The organism is Amycolatopsis sp. NPDC003676 (assembly GCF_053587275.1).
Map to the genome: position 1 here is coordinate 14,812 of NZ_JBSFNS010000006.1, position 25,572 is coordinate 40,383.

General features: G+C 69.4%; 24 protein-coding genes. 11 read left to right on the top strand and 13 right to left on the bottom strand.

What is annotated here, in order from left to right:
• Positions 1–40 precede the first annotated feature (40 nt).
• On the bottom strand, positions 41–946 hold the full coding sequence (locus ACWDNU_RS05320) for a LysR family transcriptional regulator (RefSeq protein ID WP_370936235.1): 906 nt from the start codon (positions 944–946) through the stop codon (positions 41–43).
• Positions 947–1,056: 110 nt separating this feature from the next.
• Here ACWDNU_RS05320 and ACWDNU_RS05325 point away from each other — a divergent pair, with 110 nt between their 5' ends.
• From ACWDNU_RS05325 to ACWDNU_RS05340, 4 genes are read left to right on the top strand one after another with little or no spacing between them, the layout of a single operon-like run.
• Positions 1,057–1,836 (top strand): alpha/beta fold hydrolase, encoded by a 780-nt coding sequence (locus ACWDNU_RS05325; protein ID WP_449667852.1) that lies wholly within the window; start codon positions 1,057–1,059, stop codon positions 1,834–1,836.
• Positions 1,829–2,629 (top strand): SDR family oxidoreductase, encoded by an 801-nt coding sequence (locus tag ACWDNU_RS05330; RefSeq protein ID WP_449667853.1) that lies wholly within the window; start codon positions 1,829–1,831, stop codon positions 2,627–2,629. The genes ACWDNU_RS05325 and ACWDNU_RS05330 overlap by 8 nt, the downstream gene beginning before the upstream one ends.
• Complete coding sequence (locus ACWDNU_RS05335) at positions 2,626–3,471, top strand: sugar phosphate isomerase/epimerase family protein (protein ID WP_449667854.1); 846 nt, start codon at positions 2,626–2,628, stop codon at positions 3,469–3,471. Before ACWDNU_RS05330 ends, ACWDNU_RS05335 begins: the two co-directional genes overlap by 4 nt.
• Positions 3,472–3,501: 30 nt before the next feature.
• Positions 3,502–4,737 (top strand): MFS transporter, encoded by a 1,236-nt coding sequence (locus ACWDNU_RS05340; RefSeq protein WP_449667855.1) that lies wholly within the window; start codon positions 3,502–3,504, stop codon positions 4,735–4,737.
• Here the strand turns inward: ACWDNU_RS05340 and ACWDNU_RS05345 are convergent.
• Together ACWDNU_RS05345 and ACWDNU_RS05350 are read right to left on the bottom strand one after the other, a co-directional pair.
• A complete protein-coding gene (locus tag ACWDNU_RS05345; RefSeq protein WP_449667856.1) occupies positions 4,727–5,698 on the bottom strand; it encodes an amidohydrolase family protein in 972 nt (323 codons plus the stop codon). The genes ACWDNU_RS05340 and ACWDNU_RS05345 overlap by 11 nt on opposite strands.
• Before the next feature lie 25 nt (positions 5,699–5,723).
• The gene (locus ACWDNU_RS05350) at positions 5,724–6,341 is read right to left on the bottom strand and encodes a TetR/AcrR family transcriptional regulator (protein WP_449667857.1); all 618 of its coding nucleotides are present in this window, start codon (positions 6,339–6,341) and stop codon (positions 5,724–5,726) included.
• A 164-nt stretch (positions 6,342–6,505) separates the two neighbouring features.
• Between ACWDNU_RS05350 and ACWDNU_RS05355 the strand changes: the two genes are divergently transcribed.
• The 4 genes from ACWDNU_RS05355 to ACWDNU_RS05370 are packed head-to-tail and all read left to right on the top strand — an operon-like array spanning position 6,506 to position 11,088.
• Entirely contained in the window at positions 6,506–7,372 is an 867-nt protein-coding gene (locus tag ACWDNU_RS05355; protein WP_370936228.1) for an alpha/beta fold hydrolase, read from the top strand.
• A complete protein-coding gene (locus ACWDNU_RS05360; RefSeq protein ID WP_449667858.1) occupies positions 7,369–8,403 on the top strand; it encodes a VOC family protein in 1,035 nt (344 codons plus the stop codon). Before ACWDNU_RS05355 ends, ACWDNU_RS05360 begins: the two co-directional genes overlap by 4 nt.
• A gap of 30 nt (positions 8,404–8,433) precedes the next feature.
• A complete protein-coding gene (locus tag ACWDNU_RS05365) occupies positions 8,434–9,996 on the top strand; it encodes a bifunctional 3-(3-hydroxy-phenyl)propionate/3-hydroxycinnamic acid hydroxylase (protein ID WP_449667859.1) in 1,563 nt (520 codons plus the stop codon).
• Between the two features lie 18 nt (positions 9,997–10,014).
• The gene (locus tag ACWDNU_RS05370) at positions 10,015–11,088 is read left to right on the top strand and encodes an amidohydrolase family protein (RefSeq protein WP_370936225.1); all 1,074 of its coding nucleotides are present in this window, start codon (positions 10,015–10,017) and stop codon (positions 11,086–11,088) included.
• Position 11,089: 1 nt separating this feature from the next.
• Here the strand turns inward: ACWDNU_RS05370 and ACWDNU_RS05375 are convergent, their stop codons facing one another.
• The gene (locus ACWDNU_RS05375; RefSeq protein ID WP_370936224.1) at positions 11,090–11,797 is read right to left on the bottom strand and encodes a TetR/AcrR family transcriptional regulator; all 708 of its coding nucleotides are present in this window, start codon (positions 11,795–11,797) and stop codon (positions 11,090–11,092) included.
• 53 nt (positions 11,798–11,850) lie between these two features.
• On the opposite strand from ACWDNU_RS05375, the gene ACWDNU_RS05380 reads away from it, so the two are divergent.
• Positions 11,851–14,562: an MMPL family transporter gene (locus tag ACWDNU_RS05380; protein ID WP_449667860.1), complete on the top strand. Its 2,712-nt coding sequence runs from the start codon at positions 11,851–11,853 to the stop codon at positions 14,560–14,562.
• Positions 14,562–16,529, top strand: coding sequence for a YhgE/Pip family protein (locus ACWDNU_RS05385; RefSeq protein WP_449667861.1), 1,968 nt, complete (start codon positions 14,562–14,564; stop codon positions 16,527–16,529). The genes ACWDNU_RS05380 and ACWDNU_RS05385 overlap by 1 nt, the downstream gene beginning before the upstream one ends.
• Before the next feature lie 81 nt (positions 16,530–16,610).
• On the opposite strand, the gene ACWDNU_RS05390 is transcribed toward ACWDNU_RS05385, so the two are convergent.
• The 3 genes from ACWDNU_RS05390 to ACWDNU_RS05400 form a co-directional block, all read right to left on the bottom strand.
• Positions 16,611–17,597 (bottom strand): aldo/keto reductase, encoded by a 987-nt coding sequence (locus ACWDNU_RS05390; RefSeq protein ID WP_370936221.1) that lies wholly within the window; start codon positions 17,595–17,597, stop codon positions 16,611–16,613.
• Between the two features lie 160 nt (positions 17,598–17,757).
• Positions 17,758–18,087, bottom strand: a complete 330-nt coding sequence (locus tag ACWDNU_RS05395; RefSeq protein WP_370936220.1) for a branched-chain amino acid transporter permease — start codon at positions 18,085–18,087, stop codon at positions 17,758–17,760.
• Positions 18,080–18,796 carry an AzlC family ABC transporter permease gene (locus ACWDNU_RS05400; protein ID WP_370936219.1) on the bottom strand — a complete coding sequence of 239 codons (717 nt, stop codon included), beginning with the start codon at positions 18,794–18,796 and terminating at the stop codon, positions 18,080–18,082. Before ACWDNU_RS05400 ends, ACWDNU_RS05395 begins: the two co-directional genes overlap by 8 nt.
• A 63-nt stretch (positions 18,797–18,859) precedes the next feature.
• Between ACWDNU_RS05400 and ACWDNU_RS05405 the strand changes: the two genes are divergently transcribed.
• Positions 18,860–19,318 (top strand): Lrp/AsnC family transcriptional regulator, encoded by a 459-nt coding sequence (locus tag ACWDNU_RS05405; RefSeq protein ID WP_370936218.1) that lies wholly within the window; start codon positions 18,860–18,862, stop codon positions 19,316–19,318.
• A 50-nt stretch (positions 19,319–19,368) separates the two neighbouring features.
• On the opposite strand, the gene ACWDNU_RS05410 is transcribed toward ACWDNU_RS05405, so the two are convergent.
• From ACWDNU_RS05410 to pepE, 6 genes are all read right to left on the bottom strand, one after another.
• Complete coding sequence (locus tag ACWDNU_RS05410; protein WP_370936217.1) at positions 19,369–20,106, bottom strand: M50 family metallopeptidase; 738 nt, start codon at positions 20,104–20,106, stop codon at positions 19,369–19,371.
• Positions 20,103–21,587, bottom strand: a complete 1,485-nt coding sequence (locus tag ACWDNU_RS05415; RefSeq protein ID WP_449667862.1) for a UvrD-helicase domain-containing protein — start codon at positions 21,585–21,587, stop codon at positions 20,103–20,105. Before ACWDNU_RS05415 ends, ACWDNU_RS05410 begins: the two co-directional genes overlap by 4 nt.
• Before the next feature lie 158 nt (positions 21,588–21,745).
• Positions 21,746–22,450: an alpha/beta fold hydrolase gene (locus ACWDNU_RS05420; RefSeq protein ID WP_449667863.1), complete on the bottom strand. Its 705-nt coding sequence runs from the start codon at positions 22,448–22,450 to the stop codon at positions 21,746–21,748.
• Positions 22,451–22,536: 86 nt separating this feature from the next.
• A complete protein-coding gene (locus tag ACWDNU_RS05425) occupies positions 22,537–23,043 on the bottom strand; it encodes a MarR family winged helix-turn-helix transcriptional regulator (RefSeq protein ID WP_449667864.1) in 507 nt (168 codons plus the stop codon).
• Between the two features lie 50 nt (positions 23,044–23,093).
• Positions 23,094–24,380, bottom strand: a complete 1,287-nt coding sequence (locus ACWDNU_RS05430; RefSeq protein WP_449667865.1) for an MFS transporter — start codon at positions 24,378–24,380, stop codon at positions 23,094–23,096.
• 447 nt (positions 24,381–24,827) lie between these two features.
• Positions 24,828–25,562: a dipeptidase PepE gene (gene pepE, locus ACWDNU_RS05435; RefSeq protein ID WP_449667866.1), complete on the bottom strand. Its 735-nt coding sequence runs from the start codon at positions 25,560–25,562 to the stop codon at positions 24,828–24,830.
• Positions 25,563–25,572: the final 10 nt, after the last annotated feature.

Genomic DNA, 25,572 nt, shown 5'->3' on the forward strand with positions numbered 1-25,572 from the left:
TGCCGCTGCCGTGGCCAAGGGCGCGCGGGGTCGCTGAGGGTCAGGCGGTGAACTCGTAGGTGGGATCGGCCCGGTAGCGCCGGGCGGTTTCCCGCAGGCAGCCCAGCAGCACATCGCCGTGCTTCGGATCGTTGCCCGCCCAGGCGGCCCACGTCCGCATCCAGTGTTCGGGACGCTCCGCCCGCAACGGGAGCCAGTGCCACGCGGGGAACCACTTCCGGGCGGACGTCGCGCCGATCAGCACCGTGTCGACCTGTGAGCTCGTGGCGATCAGTTCGCTGTGCTCGGAGAACGCCCGGAACAGCCAGTCGACTTCGGTTCCGGTCGCGGTCGCCGCCGCGCGCAGGCTCACCTCTTCGCCCTTGGCGGAATGGGCCATGACGCGCAGCCCGTCGAGATCGGTGACATCGAGCTCCTCCCGGTCGCGCGGCCCGGTGCCTTCGCGGAAGACGCAGCCGAGCCGTTGCCGGAAAAGGAATTCCTTGTGGAGCTCGGGCGGCTGGGTGTGCACAAGGCTCAGGTCCAGCGAACCGTTGAGCAGCAACCTGCGCTGCTCCTCGCTGGTGGCTTCGACGATCGCGAAATGGATCTCAGGCGCGGCTTCGCGCACCGCGTTCAGGTAGTCCTCGATCCAGCCGGCCGGGATCCCCGACGGGACTCCCAAGTGGACGAGGCGCCGGGCGCTGGCGGCGGCTTGGAGGACCTCGGGAACCCGGTCGACCAGTTCGAAGATGGACAACAGGTGCTCGCGCAGGCCCTCGCCGACCGCGGTCAGCTCGGCTCCGGTCGCGGTGCGCCGCAGGAGCTGGTGCCCGAGCGACTTCTCCAGCCGGGCGATCTGCCTGCTCAGCGTCGGCTGGGTGAGGTGCAGGGCCGCCGCGGCGCGCGAGATCGAGCCGTACTCGGCGACGGCGCGGAAATAGTCGAGGTGACGCAGCTCCAGCATGCACCGAGCATATGCCTCTCAGGCATGGCGGGGTCGGTCGATAGGCATTTGATCTATAACCGCTGGTCGCTCAGGATCGTCCCAGCGAGCAGACGAGCGGAGAGGACGCGATGACCGTCGAGTTGGCTTTCGAGCGGCTGCCAGGACCGGAGAAGGCTCCGTTCACCTTCGTGCTCGTCCACGGCTGGGCGCGCTCGCGCTCGGACTGGCATCCCGTTCTGCCTGGCCTGCAACGGATCGCTCCGGTCGTGCTCGTAGACCTGCGCGGGCACGGCGAGTCCGGGCCGGGGCCGGACATGCGGCTGCCGCACGTGGCGGCGGACGTGCGCGCGCTGGCGGACCGGCTCCGTCTCGGCCGCGTGGTGCTGGTCGCCCACTCCGCGGGCAGCGAGGCGGCCGCGTTCCTCGCCCGGCAGGAGCCGGAATCGGTGGCCGGGCTGGTCGCGATCGACCCGGCGTTCGGGCTTCCCGACGAGGACCGGGCCCGCATCGAGGCGATCGCCAAGCGGCTCCGGTGCGAGGATCCCGTCGCGGTCGCCCGCGAACACTTCGCCAGCCACGGGCCTTGCCCCGTGCTCCCCGGCACCGGCGACCTGGTCGCCGCCACGCCGGCGGCCGTCCGCGACCTGTTCATCGAGTTCGCTTTCGGCACGGACGCGCTGCATTTCCAGTCGCAGGCGGAAGAGTTCTTCGCCGAGTTTCCCGTACCGCTGCTCGCGATCTACCGGAACCGCGAACGCGCCCACCTGGCCCGCGAGTTCCTCTCCGGCGCCACGATCACAGTCCTGCCAGGCGGGCATTGGACGCACCACCAGCACCCCGGCGACGTGGTGGCCGCGATCGCCGAATTCCTGTCCTGGACGGAAAAGAAGGAAGCACACCATGACTGAACCCCGCCGTGTCGCCCTTGTCACCGGAGCCGCGGGAAAGCTGGGCACCGCCATCGCCGAACGCCTGCTCGAAGACGGCGTCGCGGTCGTGGTGGCCGACGTGAAGGCGGACGCGGCGGACGCGACCGCCGCCGCCCTCGACGCCAGGTTCGCCCCGCCCGCAGTCGGCATCGCCGCGGATCTCGGGTCCGTGCAGTCGATCGAGGACCTGATCGCGGAAGTCGGCGAGCGCTTCGGCCGGATCGACGTCATCGTCAACAACGCGGCCGTGAACCGCCGCTCCACGCTCGCCGAGCTGTCCCCGGACGACTGGGACCTCATGAGCGAAGTGAACCTGCGCGGCCCGGCGTTCCTCGTCAGCCGGGCACTGGAGTTCTTCAAGGCGCAACGCGGCGGCGCGGTGGTCAACATCGCCTCGCGCAACTGGGTTTCCGGCGGGCCGGTCGCCTACACCGCCATGAAAGCCGGACTCGTCGGGTTGACCCGCTCCTTCGCGACCGAACTCGCGAAGTACAACGTCACGGCGAACGCGGTCGCGCCCAGCTTCATCCTCTCCGACTTCACCGCCTACGACCGCGACGAAGGGCAGATGCGGCGGCTCATCGCCGAGTACCAGGCCATCACGCCGATGCCGCGGATGGCGGAACCCCGTGACGTCGCCGAGGCCGTCGCCTTCCTGGCCTCGCCCGCGGCGTCGTTCATCACCGGAGAGGTCCTGCACGTGTGCGGCGGCGCGCAGCTCGCCCCGCTCCCCCAGACCCCGCTCGCCGTCGAGCACCCGGCCCTGCCGTGAAGTTCGGCGTCGCGACGATCTGTCTGCCCACAGTGGACATTCCCGAGTGCATCGCCCAGGTGCGCGCCGCGGGGTTCGGCGGGATCGAATGGCGGGTCGAGCCGCGTCCCGGCAGCATCCGCGACCCGCGGCCCGCGCACCCCTACCTGGTCGACCACCACGCCACCCTCCCGCTGGACGTGCCGACGGCGGAGGCGGTCGCCCGCGACACGCGCGCGGCGGGACTCGACGTGATCGGCCTGGCCCCCTACATCGAGGTCGGCGACACCGAGATGCTCCAGCTCGCGTGCGATCTGGCCCGGGCCGCTGACGCTCCGCAAATTCGTTTGCAGGCACCGAGAATTTCCCGAACGGGAAAGTCCTATTCGGACTTGTTCGAGCACACCGTCTCGTTCTTCGGGGAAATCGAAACCGCTGCGAGAGCGGCCGGAATCCGCGCGCTGCTGGAGATCCACCACAACACCATCTGCCCCAGCGCCTCGCTCGCGCACCGGGTCGTCTCGCGCTTCGACCCCGCGCACGTCGGGGTCATCTACGACCTCGGCAATCTCGTCTTCGAAGGCTATGAGGCGCACGAGATCGCGCTCGACCTGCTCGGCGAGTATCTCGGGCACGTGCACCTGAAGAACGCCGCGCACTTCCGTTCGCCAGGCGGCGGCTGGCAAGCCGGGTGGACTCCGCTCGAGGACGGCGAGGTCGACGTCCCTCGGGTGCTCGGCCTCATCGGCCAACGCGGCTACCCCGGCTGGGTTTCGGTCGAGGACATGAGCCTGGACCGCCCGCCCGTCTCGACCCTGCGCCACAACGCGGCCCAGCTCCGCGAGTGGGGCCTGCTGCACTGAGCTTCCCGTTACTGGACAAGGAGGTCCACAATGGATGCGACAAAGTCCGCATCGGACACCGCGGTGCCCCTGGTCGCGAAAGCATCTCGCTACCGGTGGGTGATCCTCGCCGTGTGCTGGCTGGCCTACACCCTCATCTACCTCAACCGCACCGCCTGGTCGGTGGTCGCGGTCGACGCTTCGCATTCCATCGGGCTGTCGGTGGCGCAGCTGGGAATCTTCGCGACCGCGATGTCCATCGGCTACGTGGTCACCAACATTCCCGGCGGAATCGTCGCGGACCTGATCGGCGGCCGCCTCGCCGTGGGGATTTCCCTTGTCCTGGCGGGAATGCTGACGTTCGCCTTCGGCACCGTGCACAACCTCGGCGTGGGGATCGCGCTCCAGGTCCTCATCGGGCTGGTCAGCGGCGCCGACGTCGCGTCCTTCACGAAGCTGCTCAGCCGCTGGTTCCCGCCGCGCGAGCGCGGGACCGCGTTCGGGCTGTACATCACCGCGACCGCGTTCGGCAGCGTGCTCGCCAACGCCTCCATCCCGGCGCTGATGGCGCGGCTCGATTGGAACGGGGTCTACTACCTGTTCGGCGTGCTCACCGTCGTGGTGGGCGTGATCTGCTGGGTCCTGCTGCGCAACGACCCGCCCGGTTCCGTCGAGACGACCGAACCGGGCGGACGGCTCGGCTTCGCGGCGATGTTCAAGAACCGCAACCTGATGTCGCTCGCGACCGCCGGGCTCGGCATGCAGTGGGCCACCCTGGGGTTCCTGGCCTGGGGCAACTCGCTGATGGTGAAATCGCTCGGGCTCTCGGCCGGGAAGGCCGCGCTGGTCATGGTCATCGTCAGCACTACCGCGATCGGCGTGAAACCCTTGGTCGGCTTCCTGTCCGACCGCCTGCGCGGCACCCGCAAGGCGCACCTGATGATCCTCAGCGGGTACTTCGCGGTCATCCTGGTCGTCTTCGGCCTGGTGCGCGACTACTCCGTGCTGCTGATCCTCGCCCCGCTGCTCGGTCTGGGCGTGTACGGCTACACGGTGCTGACCAACTCGACCGTCCCGCAGTACGCCGACCCGCGGTTCGTCGGCGGGGCCTTCGGTCTCGCCAACACGGCCTGGCAGCTGGGCGGCGTGTTCGCACCGGTCGCGGTCGGCGCCGTGTTCAGCGCGACCGGCTCGCTGTTCCTGGCGTTCGGCGTGTTGGCGATCGGCCCGTTGCTGGGTGTCCTGCTGCTCCTCCCGATCCGCGAGCGCGAAGCAGTCAGCCCTTGAGGCGAGGGAACAGCTTCTCCGAGTTTCCGCGGTCGATCGCCGCCCGCAGGCCGTCGGCCAAGGGATAGCGTTCGAAGGTTTTGTTCATGAAACCGACGGCGACCGCGGGGGCGAACGGGAAGTCGCTGCCGTACGTGATGTGGTCTGGGGCCGCCACCTCCAGAAGGCTCGGCAAGGCCGACGGCGACGCCGAAAGGGCGATGTCGTAGTAGAACTGGCGCAGCACTGAGAGCTGCTTGGGCACCTGGTGCTTCTGGTCGAGCAGCGCCCACGCTTGCTGTGCCTTGTTCTTCGTGTTCAGCATCGTGAGCAGGATGCGATAAGAAATGTAGGGCACGAACCCGCCCGCGTGGGCGAGGATGAATGTGATCCCGGGGTATTTTTCCATCGATCCCGACAGGATCAGGCTGATCGCGGTGCGCGTGGTGTCGAGCAGGAAGTCCGCGGTGAAAGTGGGGATTCCGGGCACCTCCGGGCCGGGCAGTTCGCCGGGGTGGACGAAGACCGGGGTGCGGCGCTCGTGGAGGAATCGCAGCAGCGGCTCGAATCCGGGGTCGCCGAGGTAGCGGCCGTCGTTGTTGGCCAGCAGGACGATTCCGTCGGCGTGCAGCGTGTCGAGCGCGTATTCGGCTTCGGCGAGTGCACCCTCGACGTCGGGCAGGGTGAGGGTGGCGAAGAATCCGAACCGGTCCGGCCGGTCGGCGACGACTTCGGCGGCGTATTCGTTGACCTCGCGCGCCCAGCGGCGGGCCTCCGGGATGTCTCCGAAATAGACCCCGGGCGTGGAGAGGGAAAGAATTCCGGTGGCGATTCCGTGGCCGTCCATGAACTTCAGCGCGGACGGTGCCGACCAGGACGGCAGATCGATGCCGCCAGGGCGGATTCCTTTGTCCTGCATCCATTTCGCGTAGCGGGGCGGCACGAGGTGCTGGTGGGTGTCGATGCGCTGGGCACGGCTCATCGGAGGCGTCCTTTCTCGGGCGGGGTCAGCGAAGCCGGGCAGCGAGGTCGAGCACCGCCTGGGCATGCAGTTCGAACAGGCGCATCAGGTCGACGCTGTCGCCGCCGATTTCCTTCGCGACGAACAGTCCGTCGGCGCCGGCCATGGCGTACGTCGTGAGCAGTTCCACGGACGCGGGGTCCAGTTCCGGCATGAATTCGGCCATCATGCCCGCGACGCGTTCATGCGCGATGCCGCGCACTTGCAGAAACATCGTCCGCGCGCTGGGCTCTTCGGGGCGGCGTTCCAGGGTCAGCATGAGGCCGAGGCGCAAGAAATCCGGGGCGTCGAGCAGCGCCTTCGCGACCTGCTGAGCCAGCCCGGTCACCCGCGCCAGCGGCGTTCCGTCTTCCTCCGGCAAGGACAACGCGGCGAGCCAGCTGTCGAAACTGCGCTCGATGACCGCGGCGATCAGGTCGTCTTTGTCCTTGAAATGCCAGTAAATCGAACTCGCCGGGAGCCCGCATTTCTTGCTCACCAAGGCGATGCTGGTGCCCTCGTAGCCGCGCTCCCCGGCGACCTCGACGGTCGCGTCGAGAATCTTCCGGCGCGACTCCTCGCCGTTTGCTCGACGGCGTCGCGTACCTCGTTCGTTCACGTTCACTCTCGCACCTTACCGTATCGGTCACTACAGGAAGGGGTTGACCGACGCTGCCCGCTCAGCTTACCGTAGCGATCGATCCAATTGTAGTGATGACTACAGGAACACTGTTCCCGACTCGACGTGGAGGCCTCGTGCCGTCGACTGGCTCACCAACGTCCGCTTCGGTGCAGAGCACCGTCCGGGTCGGCGCCCGCGACATCTTCCTCACCGAGATCACCGGCGCGGCGAACCCGGCGGATGCGACACCGGTGGTCCTGCTGCACGGCGGCGGTCCGGGCGCGACTGGCGCGTCCAATTACGCGCGCAATGTCGACGCGCTCGCGGCGGCCGGTCACCGGGTGCTGGTTCCGGACATGCCCGGGTACGGCCGGTCGTCGAAGGAACTGGACCATGCCGACCCCTTCGGCGACCTCGCGATCTTCGTGCGCGGCCTGCTCGATGCGCTGGACGTGGAGAAGGCGCACGTCGTGGGCAACTCCTACGGCGGAGCGGCGGCATTGCGGCTGGCGCTCGATCGGCCGGACCGTGTGGAGACGCTCGTGCTCATGGGCCCCGGCGGCATCGGCACGACCCGTCGGCCGCCGACCAAGGGGCTGAACGCGCTGCTGGGCTACTACGGCGGCGAGGGACCGTCCCGGGCGAAGATCGCCTCGTTCATCCGCGACCACCTGGTCTTCGACGCGTCCGAAGTACCGGAAGAACTGATCGAACTCCGCTATCAAGCCAGCATCGACCCGGAGGTGGTGGCGAACCCTCCCCTGCGCCGCCCGTCCGGGCGAGGAGCGCTGCGCACGTTGTGGCGCATGGACTTCACCCGCGACCGCGACCGGCTCGCGCGCTGCCAGGCGCCCACGCTGGTCGTGTGGGGCACCCACGACAAGGTCAACCGGCCGTCCGGCGGACCGTGGCTGGCGCGCACGATGCCGCACTGCGATCTGCACCTGTTCGCCCGCACCGGCCATTGGGCGCAATACGAGCAGGCGCAACGGTTCAACCGATTGCTGCTCGACTGGCTCGGAGCCGCGAAGTGACCGCTGCGGACACTAAAAGCCGCCCGGACGTCTTCGGCGCCGCGCGGCTGGGCTACCTCGTCGTCGAGTCCCGGCGGCTGACCGACTGGAACCGTTTCGGGGCCGACGCGATCGGCTTGCACGTCGACGAACTCACCCGCGACACCCTGCGTTTCCGCCTCGACGACCGCGAATGCCGGTTCCTCGTCCAGCGCGGCCCCGCCGAGGACGTCATCGCCGCGGGCTGGGAAATCGACGACCACGAAACCTTCGAGATCGTGCTGGGACGGGTCGCCGCCGCAGGGCTTCCCGTCACCGAAGGCTCCTCGGAAGAGGCCGCGCTGCGCGGGGTCGAACGGCTGTGGCGATTCCCGGGCCCGAAAGGCATCGCCACCGAGGCCTTCACCCGCGCCCGCACCACCGCCGCGCCGTTGCGGATGCGCAACACCGCGTTCGTCACCGGCCGTTCCGGCATGGGGCATCTGGCGATCACCACCACCCGGCCCGAGCAGCTGCACACCTACTGGAACAACCTGCTGGACCTGCGCCTGTCGGACCGGATCGTCGAACGCGTCGGCCCGGCGAAGCTGAACATCCGGTTCCTGCGCAGCGGGCAGCGCCACCACTCCATCGCGCTCGCCAACGTCGCCGGGCTGGCGCTCGACCCGGTCCGCACTTCCGTGCAGCACGTCAACATCGAGATCGCCACCCTGGAAGACCTCCTGGACAGCTTTCACCGGGTCACCGAACTCGGCTTCGCCATGGCCTGGTCGATCGGCCAGCACACCAACGACCGCGAACTGTCCTACTACTGCGTCACCCCGTCCGGATTCGAACTCGAGGTCGGCTGGAACCCGGTCGTCGTCACCCCCGAACGGGAGCAGACCTGGGAACCCACTACGTACCAAGGCATTTCGATCTGGGGACACACCACGGCAGGCGCAGGCGTCGCCGCGCTCATGTCGCGTTTCCAAGCCGCGGTCCGATCGCTGCGCGAGCGGGAGGACACCGTCCCGGCCCTGTCCGCCACCGCGTTGGGTTCCCGCCGCTGACATCCGTCCCAGCCAAGGAGGCACAGGGAAGTGTCCGAAATCCCCCGCTACGACGTGGCCGTCATCGGGTACGGGCCCACCGGGGTCACTGCCGCCAATCTGCTTGGCGCGCAAGGCTTGAAGGTGGTCGTCGTCGAACGCGACGCCGAGGTCTACACCCGCGCCCGCGCCATCTCCACCGACGAGGAGGTCTTGCGCATCTGGCAACAGGTCGGCCTCGCTCAAGAACTGCGGCGCGACATGCTGGCCGGGCTGCCGATCGAATTCGTCGATCATCAGGGAAAGCCGTTCCTGTCCGCTTCCTTCGACTCGGCGGGCCATGGCTATCCGCCTCAGCTGTTCATCTACCAGCCGGTCCTGGAAGACACCCTGCGCAAGGGCGTCGCCCGGTTCCCGAACGTCGACCTGCTGCTGGCCCACGAATGCCTGCGCGTGCGCCAGGACGCCTGCGGCGCTGAACTGCTGCTGGCCGAGGACGGCGGCGAGCAGCTCAAACGGGTGCGCGCCTCCTGGGTCATCGCCGCGGACGGCGGTTCCAGCCCCACCCGCGGCCAGCTCGGCGTCGGTTTCGACGGCCGCACCTACGAAACCCGCTGGGTGGTCGTCGACACCGAGGTCAAGCGCGAGTGGCCCGGTCACGACCGGCTGCGCTTCCACTGCGACCCGCTCCGGCCCGCCGTGGACTGCCCGACCCCGCTGGGGCACCACCGCTGGGAGTTCCCCGTCCTTCCCGGCGACGACGAAAGCGAACTCGTCGCCGACGCGGCCGTGTGGCGTCTGCTCGGCCGCCAAGGAATCACTCGTGACGAGGTGACCGTGCTGCGGGCCGTGGTCTACAGCCACCATGTCCGCGCCGCCGTCCGCTGGCGCGTCGGCTGCGTCTTCCTCGCCGGCGACGCGGCCCACGCCATGCCGCCGTGGATCGGCCAGGGCATGGCCGCCGGAGTGCGCGACGCGGCCAATCTGTGCTGGAAAATCGCCGCCGTCATCCGCGGCGAACTTCCCGAGACCGTGCTGGATTCCTACGAGACCGAGCGCAAACCGCACGTGCGCGAGGTGACGCGCCGCGCGGTGCTGGTGGGCCGGATGATCACCGAACGCCGGCGCGCGCTCTGCCGGATCCGCGACACGCTGGTGCGTCCGCTGGCGCGGCTGTCGCCGGTCCGGCGGCTCCTCGTCAAGCTGTCCTGGGTGCCCGCGGCGCGCTACCCACGAGGATTCCTCGGCAGCGGCTCCCCCGCGGTGGGCCGCAAAGTGCCCCAGCCATGGGTCCTCGACAGCGACGGCGCCCGAAACAGGCTCGACGACGTCCTCGCCGGCAAGTGGACCGTGCTGAGCACCCGCGCCGCCCTTCCGGACCCGGCGTGGACCGCCGCTGTTCGGCTGACGGTCCTGCCTCCCGGAGCACAGCCGGAAAACGGGAGCGTGGTCGACATCGACGGCACCCTCCTCGACTGGATGCGGGCGCATCAGGCGCACATGTTGGCCCTGCGGCCGGACGGCTTCGTCTACGCCGCCGCGGACGCCGCTGCCGCACTCTCCCCGCCGCCCGCCGGATTCCGGCCGCTCGACGCTGATCGCCTGCTGTCCTGACTCGGAAGGACCACCGCCATGAACCGAAAGTTCACCCGTCGCCGCGCTGTCGGCACTGCCGCGGCCCTAGCCGGTGCCGGTTTGTTCGGCACAGCGGCCGCGATGCCTTCCGGCGCCTATCGGATCGACGTGCACGCGCACTTCCTGCCGCCCGAGTACCGGGCTTCCTTGCTGAGCCACGGCTATTTCACGATCGGCGGCTACCCCACGCCCGACTGGTCGCCGGAGGCGGCGCTGGATTTCATGGACCGCTACGGGATCGCCGCCCAAGCACTGTCCATTTCGGACCCTGGCGTGTCCTTCCTCCGGGGTGCGGAGGCACGCGACATGGCCCGGTACTGCAACACCTACGCCGCGGGCTTGTTCAAGTCCCATCCGACTCGCTTCGGCGGCTTCGCGGTGCTGCCCATGCCCGACGTGGCAGCGTCGATCGCCGAACTCGAATACGCGCTGACCGTGTTGCAGCTGGACGGCGTCGTGCTGCTGTCCTCCTACGACGGCGTGTATCTCGGCGACCCGCGCTTCGAACCGCTGATGGCCGCTCTCGACCGGCACAACGCGTACGTTTTCGTCCACCCCGCGGCCGTGTCCCGGGACTCGAAACCGGAACTCCCCCTCCCGGACTTCCTCTACGAGTTCACCTTCGACACCACCCGCGCCGCGACGATGCTGATGTACACCGGAACGATGCGCCGGTATCCCCGCATCAGGTTCCAACTCGCGCACGCGGGCGGCGCCATTCCGTTCCTGACCTACCGCTTGGGCGTGCTCTCGAAAACCGGAGCCGCCGATCTGTTCCCGCCCGGCGTGCCGCGGCCGTCGGCGTTCGACGTCGCCGCACTGGTCAAGACCTTCTTCTACGACACCGCATTGAGCCCGGCCGCGACGGACATGCGCAGCGTTCTCGCGGCCGGGCAGCAATCCCGCGTCGTTTTCGGCAGCGACTGGCCGTTCTCCCAGTTGACCCTCACCGGTTCCGGAGATCCGCAGCCCGAACTCGACCAGACCTTCACCGCCGGCGACCGGCTTCAGATCGAACGAGCCAACAGCTTGCGCGAACTCCCCCGGCTGGCGCGGGCCGTCGGGTCCTGAATCACCGGCCCGCGGTCGTCAGCGCCGTGAACAGCCGAGGGAGCACGTCGGTCAGATAGCGGCTGTCGGCCTTGTCGGGGAGTTCGTCGAGGATCGCGCGTTCGAGCATGGTCTCGTAGAGCGCCACGATCGCGACGACGGCACTGCGCGGGTCGACGGTCAGCCGCATGTCCAGCCGGTCGAGCAGGTTCTGAAGAATGTCGGCGAGGGCGTCGTGGAAGCGGCGTTCCGCGGCCGCGGCCGGCGCGCGCAGGTCCGGCTGGCGGAGCGCCTGGGCCCGGAACTCGGCGTTGAGCAGGTACCACGTCTCGTCCGCCGCGAGGGATTCCATGAACAGCAGACCGGCTTTCGGCAGCACCTCGTCGACGGAACCGGGCGCGGCCTGCTCGACCGCCTCTTCTACGGCGCCGCGCAGCCGCTCGGCACGCTCCCGCATCTCCACCTCGTAGATCGCCAGGAACAGTTCTTCCTTGCTGGCGAAGTTCGAGTAGAAGGCGCCGCGGGTGAAGCCGGCGCGTTCGCAGATCAGCTCGACGGGAGCGTCCCGGATGCCCGTCTCGGCGAACACTTCGTAAGCAGCGGCCATGACTCGCCGCCTCGTTTCCGCACGGCGGCGCGTCATGCGCTTCGGGGTTTCAAGGCTCGCGCCGGTCGTCGCCATGTCGTTCACGCTGTCTCCCCCGACCAGGTGATCGGATACACGTTGCATCGGATGCACACTGTATTACGATACACCTTGTATCCGACGTGTTGGGAGCACCCGTGTCGTCATTCCTCTACCGGCTGGGCCGCGCCGCCGCCCGGGCGCGTGTGCTCGTAGTGGCGCTGTGGGTCGTGATCCTGGCCGCGGCCGGCGGGGCGGCGCTGGTGGCCAATCAAGGCACCGACGACGCGTTCGCCATTCCGGGCTCGGAGTCCCAAGACGCCCTGGACCATCTCGGCCGCGTCTTTCCGGAGGTCAGCGGCACGTCCGCGCAACTGGTGCTCGTGGCGCCGGCGGGCGCTAAGGCCGATACCCCGCAGATCCGGGCCGCGGTCGGCCAAGCGGTGAGCCGGATCGGGAAGCTGGATCAAGTCGCGACGGTCGTGAACCCGTTCGACAAGGGCGTCAACGGCGCGGTGTCGAAGGACGGCCGGGCCGCGCTCCTCGCCGTTCCGTTGAAAGTGCAGCTCTCCCAGGTCGATCCGGCCGCCAAGACGCAGATCGCCGGCATCGCCGCCGACCTCGCGAAGGCGACCGGCACGGAGGTCCGCACCGGCGGCGACGCGTTTTCCGACCGGGTCCCGAAGCTCAGCCCGACCGAAGGCGTCGGCCTGGTCATCGCCCTGCTGGTGCTGGTGCTGATGTTCCGGTCGCTGATCGCCGCGGCGATGCCGCTGGCCACCGCGGTCCTCGGGGTCGGCGTCGCGGGCGGCTTGATCTTCCTGGCGACGCTGGTCACCCCGATCTCCTCGACCGCGCCGATGCTGGCGGTGATGATCGGGCTCGCCGTCGGGATCGACTACGCCCTGTTCCTGCTCTCCCGGCATCGCGACCAGCTGGCGGAAGGCCTCGCCGTCGAGGAGTCGATCGCCCGGGCCACGGCCACCGCCGGGTCGGCCGTGATCTTCGCCGGGCTGACCGTGGTCATCGCCCTGCTCGGGCTGGCGGTCGCGGGAATCCCGTTCCTGACCACCATGGGCGTTGCCGCCGCCGTCGCGGTCGCGCTGGCCGTCGCGATCGCCGTCACGCTGGTGCCCGCGCTGATGTCCTTTGCCGGCAGGCGGTTGCGGCCGCGGGTCCGGAAACCGCGCCGGCGGACCCGGCGCCGCCAGAAGCCGCAGATCGCGCGCGGGTGGGTCCGGCTCGCGACCAAGGCGCCGCTGGTCACCGTGCTGGTCGTAGTGGCCGGTCTGGCGGTCTGCGCGATCCCGGCGCTGTCCTTGCGCCTGGCGTTGCCGGACAGCGGAACCGAGGAGCACGGCAGCCCCGCGCGCGACACCTACGACGTCGTCAGCGAACATTTCGGACCCGGTTACAACGGTCCCCTCATCGTCACGGCGGACATCATCACCAGCACCGATCCGATCGGGCTGATGAACAAGCTCGCCGAGGAGATCCGGCACGTGCCCGGCGTCGCCTCGGTGCCGCTGGCCACGCCGAATCCCAAGGGCGACACCGGCATCGTGCAGGTCATTCCCGCGACCGCACCGGACTCCGTGCAGACCGACGACCTCGTCGCCCGATTGCGGGGGATGGAGCCGCATTTCCGGGATGCCTACGGCGCGCAGACCGCGGTCACCGGGATCACCGCGGTCGGGATCGACGTGTCCGTGCAACTCGGCGACGCCCTGGTGCCGTTCGGCATCCTGGTGGTCGGTCTCTCGCTGATCCTGCTGGCCATGGTGTTCCGGTCGATCTGGGTGCCGATCAAAGCGACCGCGGGCTACCTGCTCTCGGTCGCCGCCGCGTTCGGCGCGACGTCGTTCGTGTTCGTGCAGGGACACCTCGCGGACGTCCTCAACGTGACTCACGTCGGCAGCGTGATCAGCTTCCTGCCGATCATCCTCATGGGTGTCCTTTTCGGACTTGCCATGGACTACGAGGTCTTCCTCGTCTCGCGGATCCGCGAGGACTACGTCCACGAGGGCGATCCGCACCACGCCATCGAGTCCGGGTTCATTTCAGCGTCGCGCGTGGTCGTCGCGGCCGCAGTGATCATGCTCGCCGTCTTCGCCGCGTTCGTGCCCGACGGCAGCGCCACGATCAAGCCGATCGCGTTCAGCCTCGCGGTCGGCGTATTCATCGACGCCTTCATCGTGCGCATGACCCTGGTGCCCGCTGTCCTGGCACTGCTGGGCCGCCGCGCCTGGGGGTTGCCGCCGAAGCTCGACCGCGCCCTGCCGGTGTTCGACGCGGAGGGCGACGCGCTCGTCCACGAACTGCGCCTGGCCGACTGGCCCGCGCCAGGCAGCACTGAAGCGATCAGCGCCCGGGACCTCCGGCTCGAAGACGACCGGGGCGCTCCGGTCTACTCCGGAATCGAGCTGCACGTCCAAGGCGGAGAAGTCCTTGTGCTGCACGGCACGGGCGCTTGCGGCAAAACAGCTTTGCTGTACACGCTCGCCGGGCGGGTCACGAAGTTCACCGGCGACCTGAAGGTGCTCGGTCGCGTACTTCCGCAGCACGCACACGCTCTTCGCCGGGACGTCGCCGTCGTTCCCTGCCGCGACGGGGAAAACCCGGCGCGCCAGATCGCCGAAGCGCTGGAGAGCGATGCCGGGCTCGTCGTCGTCGACGACGTCGATCTCGTGCTCCGCACCGATGTCCGCGACCGGGTGCGTGCCCTGCTCAACGATCGCCGCACCCGCTCCGGCGAAACCGCCACCTTCGTGCTCACCTGCCAGGATCCCGACCGCATCCGGGATCTGCTGCCCGCCGGAGTCACTCGCCTGCACGGTCTCACCGCCGCCCAGCCCGCCGAGGTCCGCTGATGCTGAAGCCGTTCGCCAACTCCGCCCGTGCACTGGCCAGCGGGCCGCTGACCTGGCGCACCTGGGCCGGCCTGATCGCCGTGCCGCTGATCGTCATGGGCTTGCTCACCTGGGCGTTCTGGGCGCCGGACGCCAATCACGGCACCGCGAAAGCAGCCGTGGTGAACAACGACGAACCGGTGCAGGTCAACGGACAGACCATCCCGCTCGGCCGGCAGCTCGCCGGATACCTGACCCACAGCGAGGATTCCTCGTACACCTGGGTGCTCACCGACGCCGACGACGCCGCCTCCGGCCTGGCCGACGGCAGCTACGCGGCCACCGTCACGATCCCGAAGGACTTCTCCGCCCGCGCCACCTCCAGCGCCACCGGCAAACCGCTCGACGCCCGGCAAGCGCGGCTGCAGGTGCAGACGTCCGACGCCGCCGGGGTCACCGATCCCAGCCTGGCGACGCACATCGCCCAGGCGACGCAGCGCACCCTCAACCAGCAAGTCGTGGAAACGTATCTGGACAACGTGTATGTCGGGTTCACGACGCTGCACAAGCAGGTCGGACAGGCCGCGGACGGAGCGGCCCAACTCGCCGACGGGAACCATCAGCTGGCCGAGGCCGCCGGTCAGCTCAACGACGGCGCCAACCAGCTCGCCAACGGGACCCAGCAGCTCGCCGCGGGATCCGGGAAACTGTCCACCGGACTCACCCAAGCCGAACGAGACACCGCGCAACTGCCCGCGCTGACCCGGCAACTGGCCGACGGGGCCGACCAGGTCGCCGACGGCAACGAACAACTCGCGAGCGTCGTCGTGCCGCTGGCCAACCGGATCATCGCCGCCATCGACGCCCTCCCGTCGGCCGACAGCGCCGCGAAGCAGTTCCGGCGCCTAGCCGACCAGTGCCCCGCCAACGGCGGTTCGACCTCCTTCTGCAGCGACCTGAGCCAGACCGCGGACCGGTTCACCGCCGACGCGCAGAAGATCGACGGCGCCAAAGCCGCAGTCCGGGCCAACGCCGTCAAGGCTCGCGACTCCATCCAGGCACTGGCCGCCGGAGCCCGCAAGGTCGCCGACGGCAATGCCCAGCTGGCCGGCAAATCCGGCCAGCTTGCCGCCGGAATCGCGTCCGCCGCGGACGGCGCCCGCCAGCTCGACAACGGTGTCCGGCAAGCGAATTCCGGTGCCCACAAGCTCGCCACCGGCACCGGGCAACTCACCGACGGCGCCAAGAAAGCCGACCGCGGCGCGCAGGAACTGGCCACGCAACTGGACAAGGGCCGCGATCAAGTGCCCAGCTACACCGACGCCGAACGCGCGCACCTCAAGACGGTCGCCGCCGCCCCGAGCACCTCGGCCGCCGACGGAACCCCGGCCGGAACCTTGGCCCTGACGCTGTTCGCCGCTTTGGGCCTGTGGGCGCTGGCACTGGCCACCTACCTCATCACCCGCGCCGTTCCCGACGCGGTGCTCACCGCCCGCGAACCCACCTGGCGGATCATCCTGCGCGCCGCCATCCCCGGCGCGACCGCCGCCGCCCTCGCCGCTGTCGCCATCACCGCGATCGCGGTCCCGGTGCTCAAACTCGGCCTCGGCGGCACCGCAGGGTTCTTGCTGATCGCACTGCTGGCCGCGTCGGCGTTCGTGGCCCTCAACCAGGCAGCGACGGCGATCTTCGGCCGCGCCGGCCGGATCGCCTCCCTGGCGGTACTGGTCCTGGCCGGAGCGACCGGTGTGGTCTCGACGCTTCCGGGACCGCTGTACGCACTCGCCGACTACCTGCCCACCCACGGCGCGGTGCTCGCATTGCGCGCCGCCGCCACCGACGGAACCGGGCTCGCCACGGGTGTCGCCCAACTCGCGGCGTGGCTGCTGGTCGGCGGCCTCGTTTCGATTCTGGTCACCGACCGCCGCCGGTACCTTTCCGCCAGAAGCATCCGGCTCCGGCGCAGCCGTGCCCTGTCCGCTACTTGATCAGGAAAGTTGGTCTCGCAAACAGCGTGCTTACAGCCGTACTGCTGAAGAGCGCAATTCCGCTATTCGACGTTCCGAGGCTCAGCGGCCGAACTGAGACTTCACCGCTTCGGGAATTCGCTCACCGTGGACATGGCTCGCCGCCGCCTCGATGCGCTGCAGGTCGCCGGACGTCAATTCGACGTCGAGTGCTCCCAGGTTTTCTTCCAAGCGGTGCAGTTTGGTGGTTCCGGGAATCGGCACGAACCACGGCTTTTGCGCCAGCACCCAGGCGAGAGCGATCTGGGCCGGGGTGGCTCCCTTGTCTCCGGCGATCTCCTGGAGCAAGTCGATCAGCGCTTGATTGGCCTGCCGCGCTTCGGGAGTGAAGCGCGGCAGCATGCGGCGGAGGTCGTTGTCGGCGAGCGAGGTACGGGAGTCGATGGTTCCGGTCAGATAGCCCTTGCCCAGCGGGCTGTACGGCACCAGGCCGATGCCCAGTTTCTCCAAGGCCGGGATGATCTCGGTTTCGTGCTCTCGCGTCCAGAGCGAGTATTCGCTTTGCAGCGCCGTCACCGGCTGCACGGCGTGGGCGCGGCTGATCGTCGTCGCGCCGGCCTCCGACAAACCGAAGTGCTTGACCTTGCCTTCGGCGATCAGCTCCTTGACCGTGCCCGCGACTTCTTCGATAGGCACGTCGGGATCGACGCGGTGTTGGTAAAGCAGGTCGATGCGATCCGTTCGCAGACGCTGGAGCGAGGCCTCGGTCACCCGGCGGATCTGCTCGGGCCGGCTGTCGAGTCCGGAAGCCGGGGTCGGGCCGTGTTCTCCGTGCTTGAGACCGAACTTGGTGGCGATCACCACCTGATCGCGGACCGGCGCCAGCGCCTGGCCGACCAGCTCTTCATTCGTAAAAGGGCCATAAACCTCGGCGGTGTCGAAAAAAGTCACGCCGCGGTCCGCTGCGGCCCGCAGCAGCTTCGTCATTTCGGCCGGGTCCGGGGGCGAGCCGTAGAAGAAGCTCATGCCCATGCACCCGAGTCCCAGGGCTGAAACTTCGAGGTGCTGTCCGAGTTCGCGTTTCCGCACTGAAGAGTGCTCCTTAGCTAAAAAGGGATCTGGCCCGTTGTTCAGCCGGGGCCGGTGAAAGCCAGATTAGGTCTCCTTGCGGGCGGCCGGGAGGCCCGCTTGATACAGGTACCGGCGGTGCCCCCGTGTTCGAACTCGCGAACAGAATTCTTCGGCAACCTCACGCCGGAAACAGCAGGCTCGCCAGCAGAACATGCACCGTCGTACCGCCGACGATGCTCAAGACTGCGTTGCGGCGCCACAGATGCAGGCCGATCGTCACGGCCAGCGCGACGGTCGGGGCGACGGCGCTCGAGGACGTCCACGACACGTCGCGCAGGCAGTAGACCAGGAGGATCACCATCACGCCCGCTGGCATGCGGGTGCTCAGGTATTGCACGGTCCGACTGGCGCGCAACGGTGCCAGGACCGCGAACGGGAGCGCGCGCAATCCCCACGTGACCGCGGCGGACACCGCGACTGCGGCTAACAGGTAGACGGGGTCAGGCATTGCTCAAGCTCCGTTCGGCCACCACGGAACGGACGACGAGTCCTCCGACGAACAGCAGGAACGCCGCCAGAAGCATCTGGCCGGGGAAGACCACGCGGGCCACCACCGCACTTAGCGCGGCCAGGATCGGGGTCGGCAGGTCGCCTTTTCGGTCGCGGACCGCGTCGAGCGCGAGGACGACGAACAGAGCCGTCATGGCGAAGTCCAGGCCGACGACGCTGCTGGGAATCAGCGAGCCGAGCAGGCCGCCCACAGTTGCTCCGCCGACCCAGAACAAGTGCAGGAACAGTTGCAGCCACAGGATTCGCGCGCCGTTCCACTCGCGGGCAGCGTCCGTTGTGGACAGTGCGTACGCCTCGTCGGTCATGGCGAAGGTGCTGTACGCGCGCGCCCGGCGGCCGCGCACGCGGTGCAGCGGAAAGGAAAGGGCGTAGAAGACGTGGCGGACGTTGACCAGGAACGCCGAGAGCCCGATCGACGCCAGCGGAGCGGCCGCGGCGGCCAGGCCGATGAGCAGGAACTCGAACGAGCCCGCGTAGATGAACGTCGTGAACACCGTCGCCCACCACCAGGCGAGGCCCGAATGCGTGAGGAACGCGCCGAAGGCGAGTCCGAGCGGGACCAGGCCGATGCCGACGGACCCGCAGTCCTTCAGCGCGGCCAGAGCGGGCGGGCGATCGCGAACAGCCAGGTCGGAGACGGTTTCCACCCTTGGAACACTACGTCAGCTCCTGGCTAATTTGGTGTCCGATCATGGCGTTAACATGGGTCAGTGAGCAATGTTGTGCGGCTGGATGCGCTCGATCGGGATATTTTGTTTCACCTGCGTCAGGACGGCAGGCTGACCAACGTCGAACTCGCCAAACGGGTCGGGCTCACCCCTCCCCCGTGCCTGCGCCGGGTCAAGCGCCTCGAAGAGGCCGGAGTGATCGCCGGCTACCGCGCGGTGATCGATCCCGAAGCCGTCGGCCGGGGGCTGGAGGCGCTGATCGACCTCGAGGTCTACGCGACCGACCGGGCGACCATCGAGGCGCTCGAGGACACGATCGCCTCCTACGAGGAAGTCATCGAGTTCCGGCGGCTCTTCGGCCGCCCGGACTACTTCATCCGCGTCGCGGTCGCCGACCACGCCGCCTACGAGGAGTTCCAGACCCGGAAACTCTCGGGCCTGCCCGGCGTCCTGCGGGTCACGTCCCATCTGACGATGAAGAAAATCAAGGGCGACGCCTGACTCCGCAGATCCTCGGTGTCCTGTCTCGAACGCTCCGTCAATATGGATGTTCAGGCGGTCGGCCAGAGCAGCGGCACCGCGGTCCAGACCGTCCAAAGGATCAGCGCGGCCCAGCCCGCGATCCACGCGAACGCCGGAATCCCGCTCGCCTCGGCCAGCCCGGCGGCGTCGTCTTCCATGCCGTAGTAGCCGTGCCGGAGCCGGCCGACCACGAGCGCCGCAACGCCGCCGAGTTCGCTCGTCAGCAGCAGCCACGCTTCCAGGTAGGCGACGGTGTTCCGCAGCCAGCCCGGTCCCCACTTCAGCGTCGCGAACGCGGCCGCGCCCAGCGCCACCACGATCCCGAGCGTGAGCACGTCCCGGGTCGCCAGCAGCACCAGCACCATGGCCAGCACAGTCAGCGCGAGCACCGCCGGGGCGAGCCCTCGATGCAGCAGCGCGGCCGCGCCGAGACCGGCCAGCGGCGGCGTCGCGTATCCGGCGACCAGCGTCAGCACCCGCGACCAGCGCGACGTGCTCCAAGTGCGGGTGAGCCCGGTTTCGGCGCTGGTGACCGCGATCTGGAACACGCCGCCGCCGGTCACGATGCTCAGCAGCGCGTGCCCGCCCTCGTGCACGACGGTGCTCAGAACGTTGGCCCGGGTCAGCGGCCGCCACCGCGCGGGACCGGCCAGCATCAGCACGAAGGTCGCCGCCGACACCGCGACCGCGAACACCCCCAGCGCCAGCACCAGCCCGAGCCCGGGCGGAGCGACCTGCTCGTTGAGGACGCCGAACACGCCGCTCACCGGACCGCTCCGGCCGCGACGCTGTCCGGACGCTGGTTGATCCAGGACAGTCCGCCGAGGTCGAGCCGATGCCGGGCGCGGGTGACCGCGACGTAGGCCAAGCGGGCTTCGGCGGGTTCGATCTCGGCGGGCAGCGGCTCGCCCGCGGGACCGGTGCTGTCGGGGTCGACGGGCTCGGTGAAGTCGTCGGCGATCCGGACCGCGGACCACTCGCGGCCCTTGGCGGCGTGCGCGGTGGACACCGTGATCTCGGCGTCGGCTTCGGCGGTGAGCCGGTCCAGGGTCGCCAGTACGACGTCGACGCCGTGCTCGTCGATCACCTCGACGAAAGGCAGCAGGTCGCGTCCGTCCGGATCCCATTCGGCGTAGTCCTGCACCTCGCCCCAGGTGGAGAACAGCAGCAGCTCGCGATGGACGGTGCGGCGGCCTTCCTGGAGATCCCGGGCGGCTTCGGCGAGCCTCCGCAACTCCTCGGAACGCCCGGCCAGCGCGACCCGCCTTCCCTCCGACAGCAGGGCGAGGACCTCGGCCATCGCACCGCCGTTGGTGCGGCACAGGATCGCGTCCGGCGCGCGGACCGTCTCGAGGCGGCTGGAGACCGCGGGGGAACCGGTGAGGCGGATCGGGGCGTCGGCGAGCGCGAGCCACCGGTTGGCCTCGGCCGCGACGGCGCCGCCGAACCGGAACGAATGCGACAGCGCGAGCTGGCGGCCGCGGAAGCCGGTCATCACGTCCCGTGCGCCGCGCCAGCCGTAGATCGCCTGCGCGGAATCGCCGACCATCACCAGCTGCGCGTGCTCGCCCTGGGCGAGGAACACCTGCTCGACGCAGGGGTTGGTGTCCTGGGCCTCGTCCAGCAGCAGGAAATCTCCCCGGAACCGGGGCCGTTTCAGCGCCCACATCTTCAGGTAGTGGTCCGGTTTGAACGGCACCTTGCCCCGGTGCGGGTCCTGCAGGTCGGCCCACATCCGTTCGGCCAGCGGCAGCGCCAGCTCGGCGAGCTGGTCGTGCTGCTGCTCGTCGGCGATCCCCTTGGGCCAGGGCACGTGCTCGCGGCCGAGGACGTCGTCGGCGGAGTAGCAGTACCGCAGCACCGTCGCCTTCGCGATCGAGCACAACGTGGAAGCGTGCAGCGTCCGGGCCCCGATCGTCACGGTCATCGTGATCCCCAGCAGCCGCGCGAGTTTCGCGGTGGCCATCCGCGGCCGGTCCAGCCGGTCGGCGTAGACGTGCCCGCCGGCGCGGAAGGCGAGCGAATGCGCGGTCGAGCACCGCACGTTCGGCCCGAACTTCCGCCGCGCCTCGGCCGCGATCGCCTTGTTGAACGCCAGATACCGGCCTCGCCGGCGCGTCGCGGCCCCGAGCATCGTCAGCGTGGTGGTCTTGCCGGTGCCGGCTCCGGCCTGCAAGACCAGATGACCGCCACGACGGAACACGTCCGCCGCGGCCTCCTGCTCCGGTGTCGGCCGAGCTGCGGGCATCGTCGGTTCTCCTCCCCCGAGGAACAACGGGCTGCCCTACGATCACACAGGGGCACGACAATTTCGTACCCCCGACAGGTCGCTTTCGGTCCAGACTCGCGGCGGAGGGCTCGCTTCGCCCGCAGTCGAGCTCTTGGTGCGGCGGGCGAGACGTTCCGTCAGGCCGATTCGACCAGCAGCGCGGCGATTTGTTCCGGCGCCGCCCAGAACGGCGAGTGTCCGCCGTCGATCTCGCGGACTTCGGCGCCGAGCAGTTCCTGGGCGCGGGCGGCGTTCCAGTCGCAGTTCGCCGCGCGATCGTCGCGACAGGACACGTACGTGGTCGGCACGCGGCGTTCCGGCAACGCCGGACAGATTTGCCCGCCGAGGGTATTCGCGCTGGGGCGCAACTGCCTGACCGCGTCGGCGGTGTCCGACGGGGTGCAGTCGTGGTAGAGCACGTCGGAGGCGTCGGCCGGGTCCAGCACCAAGCAGCCGGACTCGTCCAAGGCGGCCCTGGCGAGAGCTTTGCGCAACGGCTCGGCGAGCGGTGCTGCCCCGTCGTCCGCCAGGGTGGCGCCGGGTTCGCGCAGCAGGGCGGCCAGCAGGATCAGGGAGCTGACCGCCGGGTTGCCGGTCGCCAGCGGCGCCACCATGCCGCTCATCGAGTGCGCGACCAGGACGACGCCGGACCGGCCGCGGAGCGCGTCTTCGAGAACCGCCAGGTACTCGTCCTGGCCTGCCTCGGCGTTGTCGCACGGCAGCGACGGGCAGAGCACCTCGTGACCGCGCGCGGCGAGGTGCCCGCTCACCCGCTCCCAGCACCACGGGCCGTGCCAGGCTCCGTGTACCAGGACGAACGTCGTCGGCTTCCCGGCTCTCATGATGATCACGCTAGCTACGCCCGCCGAGGCCCGGAGTTCGCTTGGCTTCGGCGGGTTCGTTGTCTGCCCGAATGACCACCGGTGGGCTACTGCGCGGGAGAAGCTTCCCGGACCGTGTCTTCCAGCAGTGCGAGTGCGCGTTCGACGTCCTTGCGGTCGGCTTCGCTCAGACCGGCGAGGAGCGCTTCCTCCCGGTCCAGGTGTCCTTCCAGGACGCGGTCGATGAGCCTGCGGCCAGCGGCGGTCAGTTCGGCGTAGCTGACTCTGCGGTCGGCCGGGTGGTCGCGGCGGCGGATCAGGCCGTCGCGTTCGAGTGCGTCCAGGCGGCCGGTCAGGGCACCAGAGGTGACCAGCGCGGAGGCCGCCAGTTCGGACGGTGTCTTCCGGTACGGGCGGCCGCCTCGGCGCAGGTTGCACAGGATGTCGAACGAACCGGGGGTCAGGCCGTACGAGGCCAGGTATCCGCGGAGGCTTCCGGCGGCCAGGTCGGCGATCCGCCGGACCCGGCCGAAGATCGCGATCGGCGAGGCGTCCAGGTCCGGGCGTTGCCGCGCCCAGTCCGCCACCACCTGATCGACCGTGTCCATCGTCATCGACTCCTTGTTCGCCAGGGTGCGGACGGAGCCTATCCGGTGTTCGCGTCCTAACGGGACTCTTCCGGCACCGCCGGGAGATCGGCCGCGGCGGGCGCTTTTTCGGCTGGGCCGCGGCCGCGGAGCAGGACGACGGCGCCGAGCAGCGTGAGCAGCTGGGTCGCGGCGAGCAGTGCGTACCCGGCGGCGAATCCGTGGTCGCCGCCCGCGGCGATCGCCACGCCCATCAAGGTCGGAAGCAGCGCGGACACGAGATTGCCGACGCCGTTGATCAGGCCGTAGGCGCTCCCGACGGTGCCCGCCGGCGCGTATTGCTGCACCAGCGTCGGAATCGCCGGTCCTTGCAGGCCCCAGAACGCGTTGGCGAGGATGAGCGTCGCCGCCGCCAGCCAGCGCGAATCGGCGAAAGTCACGGCCGTCGCGCACAGGGCGGTGCCGACGCTGCCGATCACCAGCACGAGCGGCACCCGGCGAGCGGGCATCCGGTCGATGAAATAACCGCCGAGGAAACCGGATCCGAGGCTGACCACGAACGGCAGTGCCGACAGCGCGCTCATCTGCGCGAGCGAGAAATGCCGCGCCTGAAGCAAATAGGACGGCAGCCACGAGGTGCTGCCCCACAGATAGCCGAGCGTGGCCACCTCGATCAGCAGGATCCAGCCGAGTTTGGGCGTGCGCAGCGCTCCGGCGAACCGCCGCAACGCCGGTTGCCGCGTGGCCGTGCGGTGCCTGGAGGCGCGGACGAACACGGCTACCAGCGGCAGCCCGACCACCAGGTTGAGGGCCGCGAGCAGGAGGAACGAGCCGTGCCAGCCGAAGTGCACGAGGGCGAAGGTGATCACCGGGATGCCCAGCGCCGTGCCCAGGGAAACGCCCATCGAGCTGACCGCGTTGGGCTTGCCCCAGGCGCCTTCGGCGAAATTGTCCTTGACGTACATGGTTTTCAGCGAGAACAGCGGGCCCTCGCTGGCGCCGAGCAGGAACCGCAGCGTCAGCAGCACCACTGCTCCCCCGGCGTACGGGGACGCGAGCGTGAAGAGCGCCCAGCAGACCAGGCTGACGAGCAGCCCGCGCCGCACCCCGAACACCGCTTCGTACCACGGGGTGATCAGCATGGCCGCGATTCCGTAGCCGGCAAGGAAAACCGTCATCAGCGCGCCTTGCGCCGCCCGGTTGCCCGCGATCCCGAAATGCCGGGTGAAGGCGGGATCGGTGATCAGGACGGACACATTGACCCGGTCGATGTAGGAAACCGCCACGACCGCCAGGAGCGCCAGCACGCCCAGCCACGCGGACAGCGGCGCACGGGACGGGCGGCCTTCCCTCAGCACGGTCACGACGGTTCCTTTCCGGGCCGGACCATCGCGAGGCGGCCCGGACCGCGCGGAACCGCCGCGAGACCGGACCGGCCGCCTCGGCCGGCGGGGTCGCCGGGAAGTATCTTTGTCCTAAGATGCTTGTGTCAAGCTATTCCGGCAGAGTCCTCTTCCCTGATGCCGATGGGCGAGGCGCGGCCCGGGGGCCGGAGGCCGGGGTTGCGGAGGTTCGGGGTCCGAGGCCGCGGTTGCAGAGGTTCGTGAGGGGAACCCTGACGGAATCAGATTCCCTCAGGGTTCCCCTCACGAACCTTCGCCGGAGCGGAGAGGCACCCGACCCGGCGCAGCCCAGCGGTTGCCCCGCATCACCGCTGCGGGCCTACGGCTGCCGAGAAAACAGCAACGGGGAAGGGCCGAGCCCGCTGGCCCAGCCCTTCCCCGTTATCGAGCAGCAGAACAGTCGGGCAGTCAGCCCCACACCGGTTCGCTCGCCGGAGCGAGCAGATCGCTGACATCACCGGACACGTCCTCGCCCGGCACACCCTGTCGGAACAACCGCCCGGGCGCGCCGCCGCTCGTGGACACTCCCGCCAGTTCCGCCCAGTCTCCGCGCACCCGCAGCCACGTGCCCTCGCGCAGGCCGAGCACGGGAATGTCGTTGCACTCGTGGAATTCCGCGAGCCGCTTCTCCCGGGTCTCGCCCATGTGCCTGCTGGCCGGGTCGGGGTCGAGGTAGTGCGGGTTCAGCTGGAACGGCACCAAGCCCAGCGAAGCGAGGCTCGGCGGCTCCACGATGGGCATGTCGTTGGTGGTGCGCACCGTGGGCCCGGCGATGTTGGTTCCCGCGCTCGCTCCGAGGTAGGGCATTCCCTCGGACACCCTGTCCCGCAACGGTTCCAGCAGCTCGCGGCGGTACAGCTCGGCCAGCAGGCGGAAGGTGTTGCCGCCGCCGGTGAACACCGCCGGAGCCGAGCGCACCGCGGCGACCGGGTCGGTGGCGGTGTGCAGCCCGCGCACCTGTACGCCGAGCGGTGCCACCGCGGTCGCGATGCGCTCGGTGTAGCCGTCGTGGTCAGCCAGCGCGAACGGCACGAACACCAGCTCGGTGCGTCCGTCGAGCACCTCGGCGACCGCGTCCAGCGCGTGTTCGAGCGGGTCGCGGCCGTGGTTGGTCGAGTTGGACAGCAACAGCAAGTCAGTCACGCGATTCTCC

Excerpts from the sequence above, each read along its gene's own strand:
- ACWDNU_RS05320 (WP_370936235.1), bottom strand. The coding sequence starts at position 946 with ATGCTGGAGCTGCGTCACCTCGACTATTTCCGCGCCGTCGCCGAGTAC.
- ACWDNU_RS05325 (WP_449667852.1), top strand. The coding sequence starts at position 1,057 with ATGACCGTCGAGTTGGCTTTCGAGCGGCTGCCAGGACCGGAGAAGGCT.
- ACWDNU_RS05330 (WP_449667853.1), top strand. The coding sequence starts at position 1,829 with ATGACTGAACCCCGCCGTGTCGCCCTTGTCACCGGAGCCGCGGGAAAG.
- ACWDNU_RS05340 (WP_449667855.1), top strand. The coding sequence starts at position 3,502 with ATGGATGCGACAAAGTCCGCATCGGACACCGCGGTGCCCCTGGTCGCG.
- ACWDNU_RS05345 (WP_449667856.1), bottom strand. The coding sequence starts at position 5,698 with ATGAGCCGTGCCCAGCGCATCGACACCCACCAGCACCTCGTGCCGCCC.
- ACWDNU_RS05370 (WP_370936225.1), top strand. The coding sequence starts at position 10,015 with ATGAACCGAAAGTTCACCCGTCGCCGCGCTGTCGGCACTGCCGCGGCC.
- ACWDNU_RS05375 (WP_370936224.1), bottom strand. The coding sequence starts at position 11,797 with ATGCAACGTGTATCCGATCACCTGGTCGGGGGAGACAGCGTGAACGAC.
- ACWDNU_RS05385 (WP_449667861.1), top strand. The coding sequence starts at position 14,562 with ATGCTGAAGCCGTTCGCCAACTCCGCCCGTGCACTGGCCAGCGGGCCG.
- ACWDNU_RS05395 (WP_370936220.1), bottom strand. The coding sequence starts at position 18,087 with ATGCCTGACCCCGTCTACCTGTTAGCCGCAGTCGCGGTGTCCGCCGCG.
- ACWDNU_RS05415 (WP_449667862.1), bottom strand. The coding sequence starts at position 21,587 with ATGCCCGCAGCTCGGCCGACACCGGAGCAGGAGGCCGCGGCGGACGTG.
- ACWDNU_RS05420 (WP_449667863.1), bottom strand. The coding sequence starts at position 22,450 with ATGAGAGCCGGGAAGCCGACGACGTTCGTCCTGGTACACGGAGCCTGG.
- ACWDNU_RS05425 (WP_449667864.1), bottom strand. The coding sequence starts at position 23,043 with ATGACGATGGACACGGTCGATCAGGTGGTGGCGGACTGGGCGCGGCAA.